General features: G+C 67.5%; 14 protein-coding genes. 11 read left to right on the top strand and 3 right to left on the bottom strand.

Annotated elements, in window-relative coordinates; all coding sequences use genetic code 11:
- Positions 1 to 6: 6 nt before the first annotated feature.
- From BACI348_RS07350 to BACI348_RS07335, 4 genes are all read left to right on the top strand, one after another.
- On the top strand, positions 7 to 651 hold the full coding sequence (locus BACI348_RS07350) for a Maf family protein (RefSeq protein ID WP_159824620.1): 645 nt from the start codon (positions 7 to 9) through the stop codon (positions 649 to 651).
- A gap of 130 nt (positions 652 to 781) precedes the next feature.
- Positions 782 to 2,596 (top strand): acetyl/propionyl/methylcrotonyl-CoA carboxylase subunit alpha, encoded by a 1,815-nt coding sequence (locus BACI348_RS07345; RefSeq protein ID WP_159824619.1) that lies wholly within the window; start codon positions 782 to 784, stop codon positions 2,594 to 2,596.
- A gap of 18 nt (positions 2,597 to 2,614) precedes the next feature.
- Positions 2,615 to 3,055: a YybH family protein gene (locus tag BACI348_RS07340; protein WP_159824618.1), complete on the top strand. Its 441-nt coding sequence runs from the start codon at positions 2,615 to 2,617 to the stop codon at positions 3,053 to 3,055.
- Between the two features lie 56 nt (positions 3,056 to 3,111).
- A complete protein-coding gene (locus BACI348_RS07335) occupies positions 3,112 to 3,843 on the top strand; it encodes a glutamine amidotransferase (RefSeq protein ID WP_159824617.1) in 732 nt (243 codons plus the stop codon).
- A 158-nt stretch (positions 3,844 to 4,001) separates the two neighbouring features.
- Here BACI348_RS07335 and BACI348_RS07330 read toward each other — a convergent pair whose 3' ends face one another.
- Positions 4,002 to 5,405 (bottom strand): MFS transporter, encoded by a 1,404-nt coding sequence (locus BACI348_RS07330; protein ID WP_159824616.1) that lies wholly within the window; start codon positions 5,403 to 5,405, stop codon positions 4,002 to 4,004.
- Positions 5,406 to 5,684: 279 nt separating this feature from the next.
- On the opposite strand from BACI348_RS07330, the gene BACI348_RS07325 reads away from it, so the two are divergent.
- The 3 genes from BACI348_RS07325 to BACI348_RS07315 are packed head-to-tail and all read left to right on the top strand — an operon-like array spanning position 5,685 to position 10,928.
- Positions 5,685 to 7,160: an MFS transporter gene (locus tag BACI348_RS07325; protein ID WP_159824615.1), complete on the top strand. Its 1,476-nt coding sequence runs from the start codon at positions 5,685 to 5,687 to the stop codon at positions 7,158 to 7,160.
- A 1-nt stretch (position 7,161) separates the two neighbouring features.
- On the top strand, positions 7,162 to 9,375 hold the full coding sequence (locus BACI348_RS07320; protein ID WP_159824614.1) for a molybdopterin oxidoreductase family protein: 2,214 nt from the start codon (positions 7,162 to 7,164) through the stop codon (positions 9,373 to 9,375).
- Positions 9,372 to 10,928, top strand: coding sequence for an FAD-dependent oxidoreductase (locus BACI348_RS07315; RefSeq protein ID WP_159824613.1), 1,557 nt, complete (start codon positions 9,372 to 9,374; stop codon positions 10,926 to 10,928). The genes BACI348_RS07320 and BACI348_RS07315 overlap by 4 nt, the downstream gene beginning before the upstream one ends.
- Positions 10,929 to 11,137: 209 nt before the next feature.
- Here the strand turns inward: BACI348_RS07315 and BACI348_RS07310 are convergent, their stop codons facing one another.
- The gene (locus BACI348_RS07310) at positions 11,138 to 12,553 is read right to left on the bottom strand and encodes an NAD(P)H-quinone dehydrogenase (protein WP_159824612.1); all 1,416 of its coding nucleotides are present in this window, start codon (positions 12,551 to 12,553) and stop codon (positions 11,138 to 11,140) included.
- Between the two features lie 106 nt (positions 12,554 to 12,659).
- Between BACI348_RS07310 and BACI348_RS07305 the strand changes: the two genes are divergently transcribed.
- Together BACI348_RS07305 and BACI348_RS07300 are read left to right on the top strand one after the other, a co-directional pair.
- On the top strand, positions 12,660 to 13,478 hold the full coding sequence (locus tag BACI348_RS07305; RefSeq protein WP_159824611.1) for a purine-nucleoside phosphorylase: 819 nt from the start codon (positions 12,660 to 12,662) through the stop codon (positions 13,476 to 13,478).
- Between the two features lie 55 nt (positions 13,479 to 13,533).
- Complete coding sequence (locus BACI348_RS07300) at positions 13,534 to 15,285, top strand: phospho-sugar mutase (protein WP_201298395.1); 1,752 nt, start codon at positions 13,534 to 13,536, stop codon at positions 15,283 to 15,285.
- 5 nt (positions 15,286 to 15,290) lie between these two features.
- On the opposite strand, the gene nirD is transcribed toward BACI348_RS07300, so the two are convergent.
- Entirely contained in the window at positions 15,291 to 15,677 is a 387-nt protein-coding gene (gene nirD / locus BACI348_RS07295; RefSeq protein ID WP_159824610.1) for a nitrite reductase small subunit NirD, read from the bottom strand.
- A 272-nt stretch (positions 15,678 to 15,949) separates the two neighbouring features.
- Between nirD and nirB the strand changes: the two genes are divergently transcribed.
- The gene (gene nirB, locus BACI348_RS07290) at positions 15,950 to 18,580 is read left to right on the top strand and encodes a nitrite reductase large subunit NirB (RefSeq protein WP_159824609.1); all 2,631 of its coding nucleotides are present in this window, start codon (positions 15,950 to 15,952) and stop codon (positions 18,578 to 18,580) included.
- Positions 18,581 to 18,582: 2 nt separating this feature from the next.
- Complete coding sequence (gene cobA, locus BACI348_RS07285; RefSeq protein ID WP_159824608.1) at positions 18,583 to 19,617, top strand: uroporphyrinogen-III C-methyltransferase; 1,035 nt, start codon at positions 18,583 to 18,585, stop codon at positions 19,615 to 19,617.
- Positions 19,618 to 19,620 lie beyond the last annotated feature (3 nt).

Genomic DNA, 19,620 nt, shown 5'->3' with positions numbered 1-19,620 from the left:
GATTCCGTGGTCCGCCTGATTCTCGCCTCCCAGTCCCCCGCCCGCACCAAACTCCTCACCGAGGCCGGGATAAGGCATTCTGTCCTGGTCTCGGACGTCGACGAGGACGCCGTCCAGGCGCGGTACGGGGTCACCGATCCGCACGACACCGCCCTGCTGCTGGCACGCGCCAAGGCGGAAGCTGTCGCCGCGCTGCCGGAAGCCGAGGGTGCGCTGGTACTCGGCTGCGACTCCGTTTTCGAGTTCGACGGCGAGGCGCACGGCAAGCCCTACACGGCCGCCGTCGCCCGGGAGCGCATGCTGCGGATGAGCGGCAGCACCGGGGTGCTGCACACCGGGCATTGGCTGGTGGACTGCCGCGATACCGAGCCCGACGGCGACGCGGCGCCGGGCACGGGCGCCACCTTGGGGACGGTGGCCTCGGCAGAGGTTTCCTTCCTGGACATGGACCCCGCGGAGATCGACGCGTACATCGCCACAGGTGAGCCGCTGTATTGCGCCGGCTCCTTCACCATCGACGGCCTGGGCGGGGCGTTCATCCGGAAGGTCGACGGCGACCCGCACACCGTCGTCGGGCTTTCCGTGTCCACGCTCCGCGGCCTGCTCGCACAGGCAAAGGTGCGCATCACCGAACTCTGGCCGTCGTCCTAAAAGGACACGATTTCCGCGGGTCTTGTAGCTTCCCTACAAAGCCTCGGCGCTTTACACGCGGAATCCGCAAGTAATATCGGCGGAACCCTCAAAACCGCGCTAGGCTCCCTGAAGGAAAGAAGGAGACGCCTTGTCAGCAAATTTGGAGCAGTCCGCACATCCCACGCAGTCGACCCTCACAAAGGTGCTGATCGCAAACCGCGGTGAAATCGCGGTGCGCATCATCCGCGCTGCCCGTGACGAGGGGATCGCCTCGGTTGCCGTCTACGCGGACGCAGACCGGGATGCCCTGCACGTCCGCCTTGCTGACGAGGCCTTCGCGCTGGGCGGGAACACGGCCGCCGAGTCCTACCTGGTGATGGACAAGATCATCGACGCCGCCCGCCAGTCCGGCGCGGACGCCATCCACCCCGGGTACGGATTCCTGGCCGAGAACGCCCAGTTCGCAGCCCGTGTCATCGAAGCCGGCATCACCTGGATCGGCCCGTCACCCGACGCCATTTCCGCCCTGGGCGACAAAGTCCAGGCCCGCCACATCGCAGAAAAAGTCGGCGCACCCCTGGTTCCCGGCACCGCCGATCCCGTCGAGTCCGCCGAGGAAATCCTGGACTTCGTGGACAAGCACGGCCTGCCCGTGGCCATCAAGGCAGCTTTCGGCGGTGGCGGCCGCGGCATCAAAGTTGCCCGCACCCGCGACGAAATTCCCGAACTCTACGAATCCGCCGTCCGTGAAGCCACCGCGGCCTTTGGTCGGGGCGAATGCTTCATCGAGCGGTTCCTGGACGCGCCGCGCCACGTTGAAACCCAGTGCCTGGCGGACGCCCACGGCAACGTTGTGGTGGTCTCCACCCGCGACTGCTCCCTGCAGCGCCGCAACCAGAAACTGGTGGAAGAAGCCCCCGCCCCCTTCCTGACCGAAGAGCAGAACCGCCGCCTTTACGAATCCTCCAAAGCCATCCTGAAGGAGGCCGGCTACCTCGGCGCCGGCACCTGCGAATTCCTGGTAGGCCAGGACGGCACCATCTCCTTCCTCGAGGTCAACACCCGCCTGCAGGTGGAGCACTGCGTCTCCGAGGAAGTCACAGGCATCGACCTGGTGCGCGAACAGTTCCGGCTGGCGCGCGGCGAAGAGCTCGGCTACGGCGATCCCGAGGTCCGCGGCCACTCCTTCGAGTTCCGCATCACGGGCGAAGACCCGGGCCGGAACTTCCTGCCCGCCCCCGGCACCCTCCACGTCCTGAAAAACCCCACCGGTCCCGGCGTCCGCATCGACTCGGGGGTGGAACAGGGCGACGTCATCAGCGGCAACTTCGACTCCATGCTCTCCAAGCTGATCGTCACCGGCGCCAGCCGGCCGCAGGCCCTGCAGCGCGCACGCCGCGCCCTCGAGGAAATGGTGGTCGAGGGTATCCCCACGGTGATCCCGTTCGACCTCGCGGTGGTTACCGATCCCGCATTCGCTCCGGCCGAAGGCCCGTTCCGGGTCCACACCCGCTGGATCGAGACCGAGTTCGTCAACAACCTCCCGGCCTGGACCCCCGACGCCGGGGCCGGCACCGACAGCACCCCCGAGGACCGGCAGCGCGTGGTGGTTGAAGTGGGCGGCAAGCGGCTCGAGGTGGTGCTCCCTGCATCGATCGGTTCCGTGGGAACCGGCAGTGCAGCCGCTGCGGCCAAGCCTGGTAAGTCCAAGAAGCGCTCCCGCTCAGGCGGCACGGCTGCGGCCACCGGCAACGCCCTGACCTCACCCATGCAGGGCACCATCGTCAAGGTGGCCGTTGCCGAGGGTGACGTGGTGGCCGAAGGAGACCTCGTAGTGGTCCTCGAAGCGATGAAGATGGAGCAGCCACTCACGGCGCACCGCTCCGGAACCATCACCGGCCTTACCGCAGCCGCCGGCGAGACCGTGTCGGCGGGCGCCATCATCGCCACCATCGAAGACTAGCGATTCTGGGGGATTCTTATGCTCGCACCCAGCTTTGAAGAAGAAGTGGACCGCTACCACCTCGCCGTCCCCGAAATCACCCGGGGAAACCCGGAGCCCGTGAAGGACCTGTATTCGCGGCTGGACGACGTGACCCTCGCCAACCCGTTCGGCGGCATCGCCCGCGGGTGGGCGCAGGTGGAAGCCCGGCTGGACCAGGCGGCACGGCAGTTCCAGGACGGCGAAATGCTGGGCTTTGACACCGTCACGTCCTACACCGCCCCGGACACCGCCTACCTGGTGGAAACCGAGCATTTCCGTGCCCGCCTGGACGGCTCCCCCGTCGCCGAGGAATTCGCGCTCCGGGTGACCAGTATCTTCCGGCGCGAGGAAGGCTACTGGAAACTCGTGCACCGGCACGCGGACCCGGCTGCCCGCCCGCAGTCCCGCCGGTCCCTGAGCCAGCACGCCGCCGGCTGACAGGCGACACGGGCGGGAAGGCTGACAGCCCGGGACGGAAAAGGCACACTTAGCACATGTTGCCTTTCCTGCTCCTGGCGTCGAGGGCCGAGGACGCCGCAGCGGAGGACGAATATGCCGCCTACCTGCGGTACGGCGGACTGGAGCCCTCGGAGCTGCGGCGCGTCAGGCTGGAGGCCGCTCCCCTGCCCGAACTCGACCTGGCGGCATATTCGGGAATCATTGTGGGCGGCAGTCCGTTCACCTCCAGCGACCCGCCGGAGCACAAAACGCCCACCCAGCACCGCGTGGAACACGAGCTGGCCGGGCTCCTGGACGTACTGGTGGCCAGGGACTTCCCGTTCCTGGGCGCCTGCTACGGCGTGGGAACGCTTGGCACGCACCAGGGCGCGGTGATCGACAGGACCTACGGAGAGCCGCTGGGCGCCGCCCGGATCGAACTGACGGACGCCGGACTGGAAGATCCCGTGCTCGGCGGCATGCCCCGGACTTTTACCGCCTTCACCGGCCACAAGGAAGCCTGCACCGTCCTGCCCCGGCACGCGGTGCTGCTGGCGCGGTCGGCGGCCTGCCCGGTCCAGATGTTCCGGATCCGGCAAAACCTCTACGCCACCCAGTTCCACCCCGAACTGGACGCTGAAGGCCTGTGCACCCGCATCGATATTTACCGGCACGCGGGCTATTTCCCGCCGGAATCCGCCGAAGAGCTGATGGACAACGCCCGGCACTTCACCGTCACCGAGCCCATGAACATCCTCAAGAACTTCGTGGCCCGCTACGCCGGCTGAAAGCCCATCCCCGGCACCCTGCCCCCCACCCGCCGTCGCGCGTTCCTGCCCGGCTACCACCGGGATGCAAAGGAAAATGCCCGGCACCATCCCGGTTTTGCGGGGACGGCGCCGGGCATATCAGCCACGAACCGGGCCGGAATGCACGCGAAGCGGTGCTAGGCTACGTTGTTCTCGTAGTCCAGGTCGCGGGTTTCCTTGCTGACGAACAACGCGATGAGGGTCAGCACGGCCATGGCGGTCAGGTACACACCCACCAGCACCGGACTGCCGTCCGCGAGTTCCCACAGTGCCACGGCGATGAACGGTGCCACCGCAGCACCGAGGATGCTGGAGAAGTTGTAGCTGACTGCAGAGCCCGTGTAGCGGACGTTGGTGGGGAACAGCTCAGGCAACAGCGCACCCATGGGACCGAACGTCAGGCCCATCAGCGAGAAGCCGATGACGAGCAGGGCCATAGTGCCAATAAACCCGCCGCTGAACAGCGGAACAAAGAGCAGCCCGAAGACAAAGATGCCGCCGGTTACCGCCAGCAGCATCTTGCGGCGCCCGTACTTTTCGGCCAGCGGGCCCGAAACCAGGGTGAAGATGCCAAAGAAGACGACGCCGGCAATCAGCATCCAGAGGAAGTCGTTGCGGGTGTAGCCCAGGCCGGGAACGAACGCGGCGGCTGCCGCCTCGGACATCGGCTTTCCGGCCTTTTCCGCCGCGGCTTTGGCAGCGTCCAGGCTGGCGGGACGGGTGCCGAAGGTCAGGGTGAATGTGGTCATCAGGTAGAAGAGCACGTAGGTGGCGAGCATGATGAACGTGCCCAGGATCAGCTGGCGCCAGCTGGTCTTGAAGACCCGGCCAAGGGGCAGTTTGGCTACCTCGTTGGACTCGAGGACCTTGGTGAAGGCCGGGGTCTCGATCAGCTTCAGGCGCACATACAGGCCGATGATCACCATGACCGCGCTGAGCAGGAACGGCACGCGCCAGCCCCACGCCATGAAGTCTGCCGGGGAAAGGGCGTAGCTGAACACCAGGAAGATGACGTTGGCGATGATGAAGCCGATGGGCGCGCCAAGCTGCGGGAAGGTGCCGTAGATGGCGCGCTTGTTGGCCGGCGCGTTTTCGGTAGCGAGCAGGGCGGCGCCGCTCCATTCGCCGCCGAGGGCGAGGCCCTGGGCGAAGCGCATTACCACCAGAAGCGCAGGAGCCAGGAATTCCCATCCGGGTACCAGCGCCGTGGGCAGGCAGCCGATCAGGAACGTGGCGATACCCATGGTCAGCAGCGAGGCCACCAGGGTGCCCTTGCGGCCGAACTTGTCGCCGAAGTGGCCAAAGATGATGGATCCCAGCGGGCGGGCCACAAAAGCCACACCAAAGACGGCGAAGGAGCTCAGCAGCTGGGTGGTTTCGTTGGCGTTGGGGAAGAACAGCTGCGGGAACACCAGCACCGCAGCAGTCGCATAAACGTAGAAGTCATAGAACTCGACGGTGGTGCCGATCAGGCTGGCAACAATCACGCGGCCGCGTGAGTTCACCGGCTGCGACACAGTCGACGTATCGGGGGAAGACATAGGTAAACGCTTTCATGAGAACCCGCCGGACCGCGCATGGGCGCCGGCTCGGAAATAGTTAGAGTTCAATCTTAGTTCCCGCGGTCCAGTCAATGGACGAATAGTCCACTATCCGGACCTGTGCCGTACGTCTCATTTTGGTCGGCGCCTCACCGCTGCCTCACGTCCTTCCCGGGCCGCCGATAGGCAAATGTCACAGCGCGTTAACAAAGATCGTCGGTCCGTGAAACGCGGCGTCCCTACCTTGGAGGAACAACAACCCCCCAAAGGAGGTAACCCGTGACTGTTGACCGCACCGCTGATGCCGGTTCCGGCAATTCCCTTGATCTTGACGACGCCGCAAGGCCCGGAACGGCTCCCGCATCCGCCAGCGCACAGCCCGGCCCTACCCGCACCACCACTGCGCCCGCCCTTGAATTCCGCCCCGGCCGCTGGATCGCCAACTGGAACGCCGAAGACAAGGAGCAGTGGGAATCCACCGGCCGCTCCATCGCCCGCCGCAACCTGAACTGGTCCATCTTCGCCGAATTCCTCGGATTCGTAGTGTGGCAGCTCTGGTCCATCGTGGTGGTCCAGCTGCCCGCCGCCGGCTTTACCTTCTCCACCTCGGAAATCTTCTGGCTGATCTCCATGCCCAGCCTGGTGGGGGCCACGCTGCGCATACCCTACACCTTTATGGTTCCCCGCTTCGGCGGCCGCAACTGGACCATTGTGTCCGCCTTGCTGCTCCTGATCCCCTCCATCGGACTGGGGCTCTGCGTCTCCAACCCGGAAACCCCCTTCGGCGTGATGCTGCTGGTGGCGGCCCTTGCCGGCTTCGGCGGCGGAAACTTCGCCAGCTCCATGGCCAACATCACCTTCTTCTATCCGGCACGGGAAAAGGGCTGGGCCCTGGGCCTGAACGCCGCGGGCGGAAACATGGGCGCCGCCGTCGCACAGCTTGCCGTGCCGATCGTTATCACCCTCCTCGCCGCGGGCACCGTCAACCTGCCGCTGGCCGGCTGGATGTGGGTGCCGTTCATCCTGGTGGCAGCCTTCGGCGCCTTCAAGTACATGGACAACCTCACCAGCGCCAAGGGCGACATCGCCGGATCAGTGGCAGCACTGAAGGAACCGCACCTGTGGATCATGGCCCTGCTCTACATCGGCACCTTCGGCTCCTTCATCGGCTTCGCCGGTGTGTTTCCGAAGCTGATCAAGGACTACTTCCCCGCGTTCTCCTCCATCGGAGTGGGCACCGTGGCACTGTCGCTGGCCTTCCTCGGCCCGCTGGTGGGTTCCCTGGCCCGGCCGTACGGCGGACGCATGGCGGACCGAATGGGCGGCGCCCGGATGACCGTCACCGCATTCGCTTCCATGGCCGTCATCACCCTGACCATGATCTGGACCCTGCCGCTGAAGAACTTCTGGCTGTTCCTGGTCCTCTTCCTGATGCTCTTCACCGCCAGCGGCTTCGGAAACGGCGCTACCTACCGGATGATCCCGGTGATCTTCGCGACCTCCAGCCGCGCGGCCCGCAAGGGCGCCAACTCGGTGGCCACCCAACGCCTGGCGTCCTCGGCGCTGGGTCTGATCTCCGCCATCGGCGCCTACGGCGGGTTTGTGATCCCGCAGGTACTGAACGCCTCCAACACGGCCACCGGCTCCTACACGCCGGCCTTCTACGGCTTCGTCGGAGCGTACGCCCTGATGCTGGCCGTCTGCTGGTTCTTCTACATCCGCAACGCCAACCGAAACGCGATGGGACACGTCTAACATGACCAAAAGCGCCGACACGCACTGCCCTTACTGCGCCTTGCAGTGCGCCATGACGCTCACGCCTCCAGCGGAACTGGCCCCGGCTTCCCAGCCGGGGCCGGTCCCCGTGTCCGGACCGGCCACCGGGGAACGGCCGGTCCCCAAGGCCCCTCTCGAGGTCAGCGGACGCGATTTCCCCACCAACCGTGGCGGCCTGTGCCGCAAAGGCTGGACCTCGGCCACGTTGTTGAACCACCCGGGCAGGATCACCGAGCCGCTGCTGAAAGGGCCTGACGGCGTCCACCGCCCCATCGGATGGGACCAGGCCCTGGAGCTCGCCGCCGGCGCAGTGAAGGACGCCCGCGCACGCTACGGACGCGATTCCGTCGGCGTTTTCGGCGGCGGCGGCCTCACGAACGAAAAGGCCTACATGCTGGGCAAGTTCGCCCGGCTCGCCCTGGGAACCTCCCGCATCGACTACAACGGACGCTTCTGCATGTCCTCCGCGGCGGCGGCCGGCATGCGCGCCTTCGGCGTGGACCGCGGCCTGCCGTTCCCGCTCGAAGCCCTGGACACTGCAGGCACCATCCTCATGCTGGGCTCCAATGTTGCCGAAACCATGCCGCCCTTCGTCCAGCACCTGAAGGGAACCCGCGACGCCGGCGGGCTAATTGTGGTGGATCCCCGCCGTTCGGCCACGGCTGCTTTTACGGCGGACGGCGGCGGCCTCCACCTCCAGCCCCTGCCGGGCACCGACCTCGCCCTCCTGCTGGGCATCTCGCACGTGGTCATCCACGAGAACCTGGCGGACACCGCCTACATTGAAGAACGCACATCGGGCTACAGCGCGGTGGTCCGCAGCGTCAACTCCTTCTGGCCCGAACGCGTCCAGTCCATCACCGGTGTGCCCGCCGAGCTGATCCGGGAGACCGCCCGCAGGCTCGCCTTGGGCGCACGCGCCGGCGGCAGCTACATCCTCACCGGCCGCGGCGTGGAACAGCACGTGGACGGGACCGATACCGCCACTGCGGCGATCAACCTCAGCCTCCTGCTGGGCCTGCCGGGCTCGGCCCGCAGCGGCTACGGCACTCTCACCGGCCAGGGCAACGGCCAGGGCGGCCGCGAGCACGGACAGAAGGCCGACCAGCTCCCCGGCTACCGCAAGATCACCGATCCCGCCGCGCGGGAGCACGTCGCCAAGGTGTGGGGCGTCCCGGAGAACCTTATCCCCGGGCCGGGACTGCCGGCCGTCCAGCTGCTCAAGTCGCTGGGACAGCCCGACGGCGTCCGTTGCCTTTTTGTGCACGCCTCCAACATTGCCGTGGCCTCCCCAGACGCCAACGCCGTCATCAAGGGCCTGCGCAACCTGGATTTCCTGGTGGTCTGCGATTTCTTTATGTCCGAGACCGCTGCCGAAGCCGACCTCATTCTTCCCGTGCTCCAGTGGGCCGAGGAGGAAGGCACCCTGACCAACCTTGAAGGCCGGGTGCTGCGCCGCCGCCGCGCCCTGACCCCGCCCGCCGGAGCCCGCAGTGAGCTGTGGATCATGGCACGCCTGGCCGAAGCCCTCGACGCCCCGTCCACGTACAGCGAGCACCCGGAGACGGTTTTCGAGGAACTCCGGCTGGCCTCGGCCGGCGGGCTGGCCGATTACTCGGGCATCGACTACGCCATGCTGGACCGCGGCGAAGCCGCCTACTGGCCTTACCCCAAGGGAAGCAACGGAACCCCGCGCCTGTTCCGCGACTCCTTCGCCCACGCAGACGGCAAAGCCGTGATGGTCCCGGTGGCTCCACGCCGCCGTCGTACGCCCGCGGCAAATCCTGACCCGGCCGCCGCAACCATGACGCTCATCACCGGCCGCCTCCTGGAGCACTACCAGTCCGGCGCGCAGACCCGCCGGGTGGCCGAACTGCTCGAAACGCGGCCGGAGGCGAAACTGCAGATCCATCCTGCCGCGGCGGCATCGATGGGCATCACCGAAGGGGCACTGGTCTCGGTAGCGAACGAGCGCGGCGAGGTCCTCTGCCGGGCCGAACTAAGCACGGCAATCCGCCCGGAAACGGTGTTCCTGCCCTTCCACTTCCCCGAACTCGAAAGTGCCAACCGGCTCACCGAGGCGGCCACGGATCCGACGTCCGGGATGCCCGAGTTCAAGTTCAACAAGGTGTGGGTCCGGCCGGCCGCCGCACCCCTTTCAACCAGGATGCTGCAAACGACGGAGGCCTCATGAGCGAGCAGATTGTCATTGTGGGATTCGGCCCGGTGGCCGCCCGGCTGGTTGATGAGCTGCTGCCCGCTGTCCGGGGCGGCCAGGTGAACCTGACCGTGGTGGGCGCGGAAGAGGAAGCTGCCTACAACCGTGTGCTGGTGGCCGACCTGGGCGTGGGGCGGACCACCGCTGAAGCCCTGGCCCTTGCCGATGCCGGCGCCCTTGCTGCTGACGGCGTGGACGTCCGGCTCGGCATGCGCGTCCGCCGGGTGGACCGGGCCCGGCAGCAGGTCCTCCTGACCGACGGCTCCACGGCCCGCTACGACCGGCTGGTGTTCGCTACAGGTTCCCGGCCGGTGGTTCCCAACCTGACCGGCATCAACCCGGACCCCACGTCGCCGGTCCTGCCTGCCGGCGTCACGGCACTTCGCGACCTGCGCGACGCCGAGGTGCTGCGCCAGGCGGTGGACGGCGGAAAGCGCGTGGTGGTCCTGGGCGGCGGCGTCCTGGGGCTGGAGACGGCCCTGGCAGCGGCGGAAGAGGGCGCCACCGTCACCGTGGTCCACAACGGGCCGCACCCGCTGGGCCGCAACATCGACCGCGGCGGCGGCGCCGTCCTGGCCGCCAGCCTGCGCCGCTGCGGCGTCCGGATGGCCGGCAACGCCCGCTCCACGGGCGTGGAACACAACGCGCCCGACGGCGGATTCTCGGCTTTGCTGCTTGATGACGGGTCCGCGATCGACGGGGACCTCCTGGTCATCTCGTGCGGCGTCCGTCCCCGGACCGAACTGGCCGAGGGCTGCGGGCTCTCCACGTCCGGCGGGATCCTGGTGGACCACCGGCTGCGCGCCCACCACGAACCGCACATCTTCGCCATCGGCGACTGCGCCGAGGTGCGCTGCCCCGAGCCGGACTGCGCCCGTTGCCGGAACGCCAAGGGACCGTCCGGGCTGGTGGGGCCGGGCTGGCGGCAGGCGGAATGGCTCGCCGAATACCTGACCCTGCTGTCGTCAGGGGCAAACGACGAGGCCGGGCTGCTCCCTGAACTGCCCGCCGAGCAGACCGGCGTTATCGTGCTCAAGGCGCGTGGCATGAACATGGCCGTGGCCGGCGACAACGCGGCAGAGCCCTGGGACGAGGAAATCCTTACGGCCGGCGCGGTGAACGGGCGGGCCCGGCTGCAGATCGCCCAGTGGGCAGATCCGGAACACGGCCGCTACGTCAAGATGACCACCCGCGGCGGGGTCCTGGAGGGCCTGGTGGCCGTGGGCATGCCGCGGACCGCTGCCGAACTCGTGGGGCTCTTTGAGCGCGGCGCGGAGCTGCCCGCTGACAGGTCGCTGCTCCTCCGGCTGGACGGCCCGGACCAGCTGCCCGGCGCGGCAGCTGACCCGCAGGGTACCGTGTGCCGGTGCGCCGGGGTCAGCGGGGCAACCATCCAGGGCGCCGTTGAAGAAGGCTGCTCCACGGTGGCCGAGGTCTCCAAGGCCACCCGGGCAGGCACCGGCTGCGGCGGCTGCCACGAGGACATCAAGGGCATTATCGAACGGCACTTCTCCCCAGCCTTCCCCTAACCTCGCAAGCCCGGTCAGGGAACCCGGCGGCCGTGGCCCCAGGCGGTGGCTGCGGCCTGAGGGCACCGATGCCCCTCAGGTGCCGGGCGCCGGATGCGTGCGGCACGGGCGTGGTTGGTTGACGCCGTTATAGGACGCTTGCGACCCGTAGAGGAACGGCCGGGAACTTCATGGAAGTTCCCGGCCGTTCCTGTTCGAGGGTGACAGCCCTACATGTGGACGTGCAGGCGGCGTGCGGCCTCGGAGATCGAGCCGGTCAGTGACGGGTACACCGTAAAGGTGCTGGCGACGTCGTCCACGTGCAGCTTCTGCTTGACGGCGATGGAGATGGGGAAGATCAGCTCTGAGGCGTTGGGCCCCACCACGACGCCGCCGATGACCGTTCCGGAGCCCTTGCGGGCGAAGATCTTGACGAAACCGTCCTTGTTGTTGCGCATCTTGGCCCGTGCATTGCTGCGAAGCGAGAGCTTGACCACGTCGCCCTGGTACTTGCCGGATTCGATGTCGGCCTCGGACACGCCCACATTGGCGATTTCCGGTGAGGTGAAGATGTTGGAAGCGACCTGGTGCAGCTTCAGCGGGGTGACGGCATCACCCATAAAGTGCGCCACGGCAATCCGGCCCTGCATGGCGGCCACGGAGGCCAGCGGCAGGACGCCGGTGCAGTCGCCGGCGGCGTAGATGTTCGGAGCGGTGGTGCGCGAGACGCCGTCCACCTTGATGTGGCCGCTCTCGCTGACCGCAACACCCGCCTCTTCAAGTCCGATGCCCGCCGTGTTCGGGATGGAGCCCAGGCAGAGCAGGCAGTGGCTGCCAGTGACCTTCGACCCGTCGCTGAGGGTGACCACCACGCCGTCGTCCGTGCGCTCCACCTGCTCCGCGCGGGACCGTGACAGGACGCGTACCCCTCGGCGTTCGAAGACCTCTTCAAGCACCACGGCGGCATCCACGTCCGAGCCGGGCAGCACCCGGTCACGACTGGAAATCAGGGTGACCTTGGAGCCCAGGCCGTTATACGCGGAGGCGAATTCGGCGCCGGTTACGCCGGAGCCCACCACGATCAGGTCCTCGGGAAGCTCGTCCAGGTTGTAGATCTGGGTCCAGTTCAGGATCCGCTCGCCGTCGGGGCGGGCCGTGGGCAGCTCGCGCGGGTGGGCGCCGACGGCCAGCAGGATGGTGTCCGCCTCGACGGTCTCGGTGCCGTCTGCAGTGAGCACCTCGATGGTGTGCTCATCCAGGAGGCGCCCCGAGCCGGCCAGGATCCGCACGCCCTGCTGCGCCAGGCCATCGTGGATGTCCTTCGACTGGCTGCGGGCCAGGTTAAGCAGGCGGTCGTTGATGTGCTTGAGGTCTGCCCGCATCACCGGCACAAAGTCGCCGCCGTCGACGTCGAACTTCACTCCCAGCTCCCCCGCCTCGGCGACGCGGGTCATCAGGTCCGCAGTGGCGATAAGGGTTTTGGAGGGGACCACGTCCGTCAGGACGGCGGACCCGCCGAGGCCGGCCCGCTCGATGATGGTGACCTGCGCTCCGAGCGAGGCGGCCACCATGGCTGCCTCGTATCCGCCCGGACCACCTCCCAGGATTGCGATCCGGGGTGAACTGAAATCTGGGTGCGTAGTCACAAGATCCCATTCTCCTGCATCCTCCCCGGACCACCAAAGAAACCGTTCTCTGGGCGAAAACCGCGAAAGGGTGGGCCGCAACGGGGCGGCGGGATACCTTGTACCAGTGAGTACAACAGACTTCCTGAACACGGATCCCTTCGCTGCCGCACGTGCCGCCGCCGACTACATTGCCGCGGAAACCGGCGTTGACAGCCATGACGTGGCACTGGTGCTCGGCTCCGGCTGGGCGCAGGCCGCCGATCTCATCGGCGAAACCACCGCCACCCTGTCCGCCGAAGAGGTACCCGGCTTCCACGCCCCGGCAGTGGCAGGGCATGTGGGCACTATCCGCTCCGTCCTGACCAAGGAGGGCAAGCGTGCCCTGGTGTTGGGTGCCCGCACCCACTACTACGAGGGCAAGGGCGTGCGCGCCGTAGTCCACGGCATCCGGGCCGCCGCCGCTGCCGGCTGCAGCACTTTGGTCCTCACCAATGGCTGCGGCGGGCTGAACGAAAACTGGGCGCCAGGCACCCCCGTCCTGATCAGCGATCACATTAATCTCACCGCGGCCTCACCGCTCGAGGGCGCCACGTTTGTTGACCTGACAGATCTTTACTCTGCACGGATCCGTGCGATCGCCCGCGAAGTGGATGGCACGCTGGATGAAGGCATCTACGCCCAGTTCCCCGGCCCGCACTACGAGACCCCCGCCGAGGTGCAGTATGCCAGGCGCATCGGCGCCGACCTGGTGGGAATGTCCACCGCCCTGGAGGCCATCGCGGGCCGGCACGCAGGCATGGAAGTGTTCGGCATCTCATTGGTCACCAACCTTGCCGCGGGCATCAGCCCGCAGCCGCTCAGCCACCAGGAAGTCATCGAATCAGGGCAGGCGGCCGGCCCGCGGATCTCCAAACTGCTCGCCGAAATCATCGCCCGGCTCTGAGCCACACGCCGTGGACGGGACAGGTTCGGTGGCCAATGACGATAGCGTTGTGCCCATGACGTCTTCCGATGCCGATTTCCGCCTGCTCAGTGAGGCCCGTGACTGGGCCGCCCAAGACCCGGATCCCGAAACATCGGCATCCCTGCTGGAGTTGGTCCGGCTGGTGGAAGAGGGGTCCCCGGCGGCCCGCCAGGAACTTGAGGACAGCTTCCGCGGAACGCTGCAGTTCGGCACCGCCGGGCTGCGCGCCGCCCTGGGTCCAGGGCCTAACCGGATGAACCGGGTGGTGGTTCGCCGGGCGGCCGCGGGGCTGGCGGACTTCCTGCTCACCGCGGTGGCCGGGGCTGCGCCCGGAACCCGGCCGCGCGCCGTCGTGGGCTATGACGCGCGGTACAACTCGGATATCTTCGCTGCCGAAACCGCGGCGGTCTTCACGGCGGCCGGCATCGAAACGTTCCTGATGCCGTCAGCACTGCCCACTCCCCTGCTGGCCTATGCCGTGCGGGCGCTGGAATGCGACGGCGGCGTGATGGTCACAGCCAGCCACAACCCGCCGCAGGACAACGGCTACAAGGTCTACCTGGGACGCCATGCCGTGCCGGAGAGCGGCAACGGCGCCCAGATTGTTGCACCCTACGACGCCCTCATCGCCGAGCGTATCAGCGCCGTGGGCGCCCTGGACACGGTAGTACTGGCCCCCGGCGGCTGGACCGTGCTTGACGGGTCAGTGGCAGCCGGCTATCGAAAAGCAACTGCCGGACTGGCCCTGCCGGAGCACTTCCCCGCCAGGGACCTGCGGATCGTGCTCACCCCCATGCACGGCGTCGGCGGAGAGACCGCGCTGGCGGTGCTGAACGCCGCCGGCTTCACCGATGTCACGCTGGTGGCCGAACAGGCGCAGCCGGACCCGGATTTTCCCACTGTCAGTTTCCCGAATCCGGAGGAACCCGGGGCCCTCGACCTCGCCCTGGAGGCTGCCGGGCGGCTTGAAGCCGACCTGGTGATTGCCAATGATCCCGACGCCGACCGCGCGGCCGTTGCGGCGAAGGACCCGTATACGGGAGCCTGGCGCATGTTGCGGGGTGACGAAGTGGGGGCGCTGCTGGGCGCTCATGTGGCGGCGCGGCTGGCCGCGGCGGACGGCACTGCCGGCGGGGCAGGCCGCGAAGGCGTGTTCGCGAACTCGATTGTGTCCTCGCGGCTGCTGGCCCGAATCGCGGCGGCAGCAGGCTATGCCCACGAGGAAACGCTGACCGGGTTCAAGTGGATTTCCCGCGTGCCGGGATTGCTGTACGGCTACGAAGAGGCGCTGGGGTACTGCGTGGCCCCGGACCTGGTGAAGGACAAGGACGGCATCTCGGCTGCGGTGCTGATCGCCGAACTCGCCGCCGCTGCCAAGGCTGACGGGAAGACCGTCTTTGACACCCTGGACGAGCTATACCTGCAGCACGGCCTGCACGCCAGCGACCAGCTCAGCATCAGGGTGGCGGACCTGGGCCTGCTGGACGCGATGATGAACCGGCTCCGGGTCAGCCCGCCGGAATCGTTCGGATCGTCCGCCGTCGAGGTTTTCACGGACCTGGCCGAAGGGACTGGCAAGCTTCCGCCCACGGACGGGCTCCTGTACCTCACGCGCGACCTGACCCGCGTGATCATCAGGCCGAGTGGCACTGAGCCCAAGCTGAAGTGCTACCTCGAGGTCATCCAGCATGTGGGGACCGCGGCTGAACTGCCCGAAGCCCGGCAGGCCGCGCGCGCGGCGCTGGACGAAGTGCTCCGTGACGTCAGCGAGGCGCTGGGGCTGTAACCCTTTTACAGCGCGATCTCGACGAAGCCGTCCACAATACGGGTGCGGAACGCGGCAATGCTGAGGTTCGGGGTGCTGAAGCATTCGCCGGTTTCGAGGTCGTAGACCTCTTTGTGCAGCGGAGAGGCGATGGTGGGACGGGCACCGCGCGATCCGAGGATTCCGCGGGCCATCACGTGGGCCCCGGTGGCCGGGTCCTCCTGGGCTACTGCGAAGACTTCGCTGGCGCCGGTGCGGAAGAGGGCAATCTGGCGTCCAGCCACGAGAGCGGCCTCGCCCCAGGCGGGTTCCAGGTCGTCCACCAGGCAGACGCGCTGCCAACCGGCGGTGATGCCCGTTGCGGCCTCGGCGGTGGCTGCCGGGGGTGCCCCAAGTTCCAGTGTTGCCGTCATGTCGGCTCCTCTTCCTGTGCGTGTTTTCCTTGCGTTTGGCTGCCTCTGCGGCCGTGTTCCACGCTAGGCCGCAGGTGTTTCGAAGGGGTGCAGCGAATGTGTCCAGTGCGTAAAAGACACCTCACGCGGCCGGAAATGCGTTCGTGATGCAGAAGTTAAGTTGACGAAACAATTGGGAAACTGACGCGAAACTGCCTCTCCCTAGTCTGGATGGACACCTCGACAGAGAAGGCTGCAGGAAATATGCCTGCGGCCCATGCGAAAGGCCCACAGTGACCGAACAGACTTCAAGCACCGAGACTCCGCGCCGCATCGTCGTCGCCGGTGGCGGCCCCGCGGCCCACCGTTTTGCGGACGCCATGCATGCCCGCGGCCTCGACGGCTGGCATGTCACGGTCCTCACGGAGGAAACCCACCTCCCCTATGACCGCGTGGCGCTGAGCAAGGCCCTGACCGACACGGACTACGACCTGACCCTGGGCGAGGCGGGGATGTGGGACCACGAGGCCATGTCCCTGAAGACCGGCGAGCGCGTCGTTAAGATCGACACCGCAGGCAAGTCCGTTGAAACCGCGGCCGGCAACACCTATGAATACGACGAACTGGTGGTCGCCACGGGTTCCGATGCCGCCCGGCTCCCGCTGCCCGGCGCCGAGCGCGTGCACGTCTACCGCACCCTCGAGGATGTCTGGGCCATCAACAAGTCCATCGCCGAACTCACCGAAAAACTCGGCCGCAAGGTCAACGCCGTGACCATCGGCGGCGGCCTCCTTGGCCTCGAATCCGCGGCCGGCACCGAACAGCTCGGCGCCACCCCCGTTGTCATCAACGGCGCGCCGTGGCTCATGAACACCCAGCTCGACGAAGGCGCCGGCCAAGCGCTGGGCCGCCTTATCGAGGCGAAGGGCTTCGAAGTCCACGGCGGCGTGTTCCCGTCCGAAATCCAGGCGGACGACGGCGGCCAGGTCACCGGGGTGCTAATGGCTGACGGCCGCATCATTCCGGCCGACATCGTCATCGTGGCGATCGGCGTCAAGCCGCGCGATGAGCTCTTCCGCGCCGCCGAAGGCGAAGAGTCCCTGTTTGACCTCGGCCCCCGCGGCGGCGTGGTGATCAACGACTACTGCGCCACCCAGGTGCCCGGCATCTGGGCCATCGGCGAGGTCGCCAACTTCGAAGGCATGTGCCTGGGCCTGGTGGCCCCGGCCAACACCATGGCCGAGATCGTCGCCGACCGCCTGCACGGCGGGGACGCCACCTTCCCCGGCTTCGATACCGCCACCAAGCTCAAGCTGTCCGGCGTCGACGTTGCCAGCTTTGGTGACGCCTTCGCCAAGACCGAGCACGCCCTCGAAATCGTGTACGCCGACCCCGCCCGCGGCGTCTATCAGAAGATCGTCACCACGGACGACGCCAGGACCCTGCTCGGCGGTATCTTCGTGGGCGACGCCTCACCGTACATGAGCCTGCGCCCGCTCCTGGGCCGCGAACTGCCCGCCGAGCCCGGCGCGTTCCTCAGCGCCGCCGGCGGCGGCGATGCCCCCGAAACCGAACTGCCGGATGACGCCACGCTCTGCTCCTGCAACAACGTCACCGCCGGAACCATCCGGGACGCCATCAACGGCTGCGGCGCCTGCGAAGGCAACGCCCCCGTCCAGGAACTCGGCGAGCTGAAGGGCTGCACCCGCGCCGGCACCCAGTGCGGTTCCTGCGTACCGATGCTGAAGAAGCTGCTCGAAACCGAGCTGACCAAGTCCGGTGTCGAGGTTTCCAAGGCCCTCTGCGAGCACATCGAACTGTCCCGCCAGGAACTGTTTGACGCCATCCGGGTCCTGGAGCTGACCTCGTTCGAGGAGATCATGGCCAAGTACGGCACCGGCGCCGGCTGCGATATCTGCAAGCCCACCATCGGCAACATCCTGGCAAGCCAGAACAGCGCCTACGTGCTGGACGCCGGCCGCGGCACCCTGCAGGACACCAACGACCGCGCCCTGGCCAACATGCAGAAGGACGGCACCTACTCGGTGGTCCCCCGCATCGCCGGCGGCGAGATCACGCCGAAGAAACTGGGCGTCATCGCCGCCGTGGCCGAGAAGTACAACCTGTACACCAAGATCACCGGCGGCCAGCGGATCGACATGTTTGGTGCCCGCCTGGAACAGCTCCCGGAGATCTGGAAGGAACTGGTGGATGCGGGCTTCGAGTCCGGCCAGGCGTACGGCAAGAGCCTGCGCACTGTGAAGTCCTGTGTCGGGTCCACCTGGTGCCGGTTCGGCGTCCAGGACTCAGTGGCAATGGCCATCCAGCTGGAACTGCGGTACCGCGGCCTGCGCAGCCCCCACAAGCTCAAGATGGGTGTTTCCGGCTGCGCCCGTGAATGCGCCGAAGCCCGCGGCAAGGACGTCGGCGTCATCGCCACCGCCGACGGCTGGAACCTGTACGTCGGCGGCAACGGCGGAGCCACCCCGGCCCATGCGCAGCTGCTCGCCAAGGACCTCGACGACGAAACGCTGATCAAGTACATCGACCGCTACTTCATGTACTACATCCGCACCGCCGACCGCCTCCAGCGCACCGCGCGCTGGCAGGAAGAGCTGGACGGCGGCATCAAGCACGTTGAGGACGTGGTGGTCAAGGACACCCTGGGCATCGCCGCAGACCTTGAGGCTGCCATGGCCAAGCACGTGGACACCTATATCGACGAATGGGCAGACACCCTGAAGGACCCCGAGCGGCTGCGCCGCTTCCGCTCCTTCGTCAACGCCCCGGACCAGAAGGACGACTCCATCACCTTCGTCCCGGACGAGCGCGGCCAGATGCGCCCCGCAACCCCGGAGGAGAAGGGGAAAGTCCTGATCGGGGCCTCCATCCCGGTCCGGTCCGGCAACGGGAACGAGGCATAAGAATGCAGCTCACCATCGACCTCACCGGCCGCGACGTCCTGGTCGCCGGCTCGGACCACGCCGCGCGGCAGGCGGTGCGCCGCTACGAGGCCGCGGGCGCCGTCGTCCACCGCCTCAGCACCCCGCAGGGTGCCGGCCATAGCGGCCCCCTGCCCGAGCGCCCTTTCCTGGTGGCAGCGGTCGACGACGGCCAGCCGGGCTGGGATGCCCTGCTGGACAGGTTCCGCGCAGCGGGCATCCCCGTGGCAGCGGAACCTGCCGCCGGCCCCGTCGGCCACGTCACCCTGGTGGGCGGCGGCCCGGGAACCACCGAACTGCTCACTGTCGGTGCCGTCAAGGCGCTGCGCGATGCCGATGTCGTCTTTTACGACCGGCTGGCCCCGTGCCAGGACCTGCCGGCGCTGACCTCCGCCGAACTGGTGGACGTGGGCAAGAAGCCCGGGCACCACAAGGTCAGCCAAACCGACATCGAAAAGCTGATGGTGGAAAGTGCCCTCGCGGGCAACAACGTGGTCCGGCTCAAAGGCGGCGATCCATACGTCTTTGGCCGCGGCGGCGAGGAAGTTGCCTCCTGCGTGGCGGCGGGCGTCCCGGTGCGCGTCATCTCCGGCGTCACCAGCGCCATTTCCGTCCCCGCGGCTGCCGGCATCCCGGTCACACACCGTGAAGTCAGCCACATGTTCACCGTGGTCTCGGGCCACGCGCCCCTGACCGAAAAAGAGCACCGGCACCTGGCCGGCCTGGGCGGAACCATCGTTGTCCTGATGGGCATCGGCACCCTGCACCAGCTCGCAGCCGGCCTCCGCCGGGCAGGGATGCGCACCGACATGCCCATGGCCGTGGTGGAACGGGGCTACCGTCCCGGGCAGCGCACCACGATCGCCGACCTCGGCACCATCACCACCGCAGCCGCCGGCTGCAGCAACCCGGCTGTGCTGGTCATCGGTGAGGTGGTGCGGGTGGCGGAAGCCAACCGCGGGCACGCTGAGGCCGCCGCCGACCTCGACAGGCTGGCGGCCTCGCTGCTGGGCTCGTGAAAG

Origin of the sequence: Arthrobacter sp. 9AX (assembly GCF_902506095.1) — a bacterium.
In the GTDB taxonomy this organism is placed as follows: domain Bacteria; phylum Actinomycetota; class Actinomycetes; order Actinomycetales; family Micrococcaceae; genus Arthrobacter.
The sequence above is the reverse complement of the archived record's forward strand: the minus strand, read 5'-3'. Positions and strand labels throughout refer to the sequence as shown.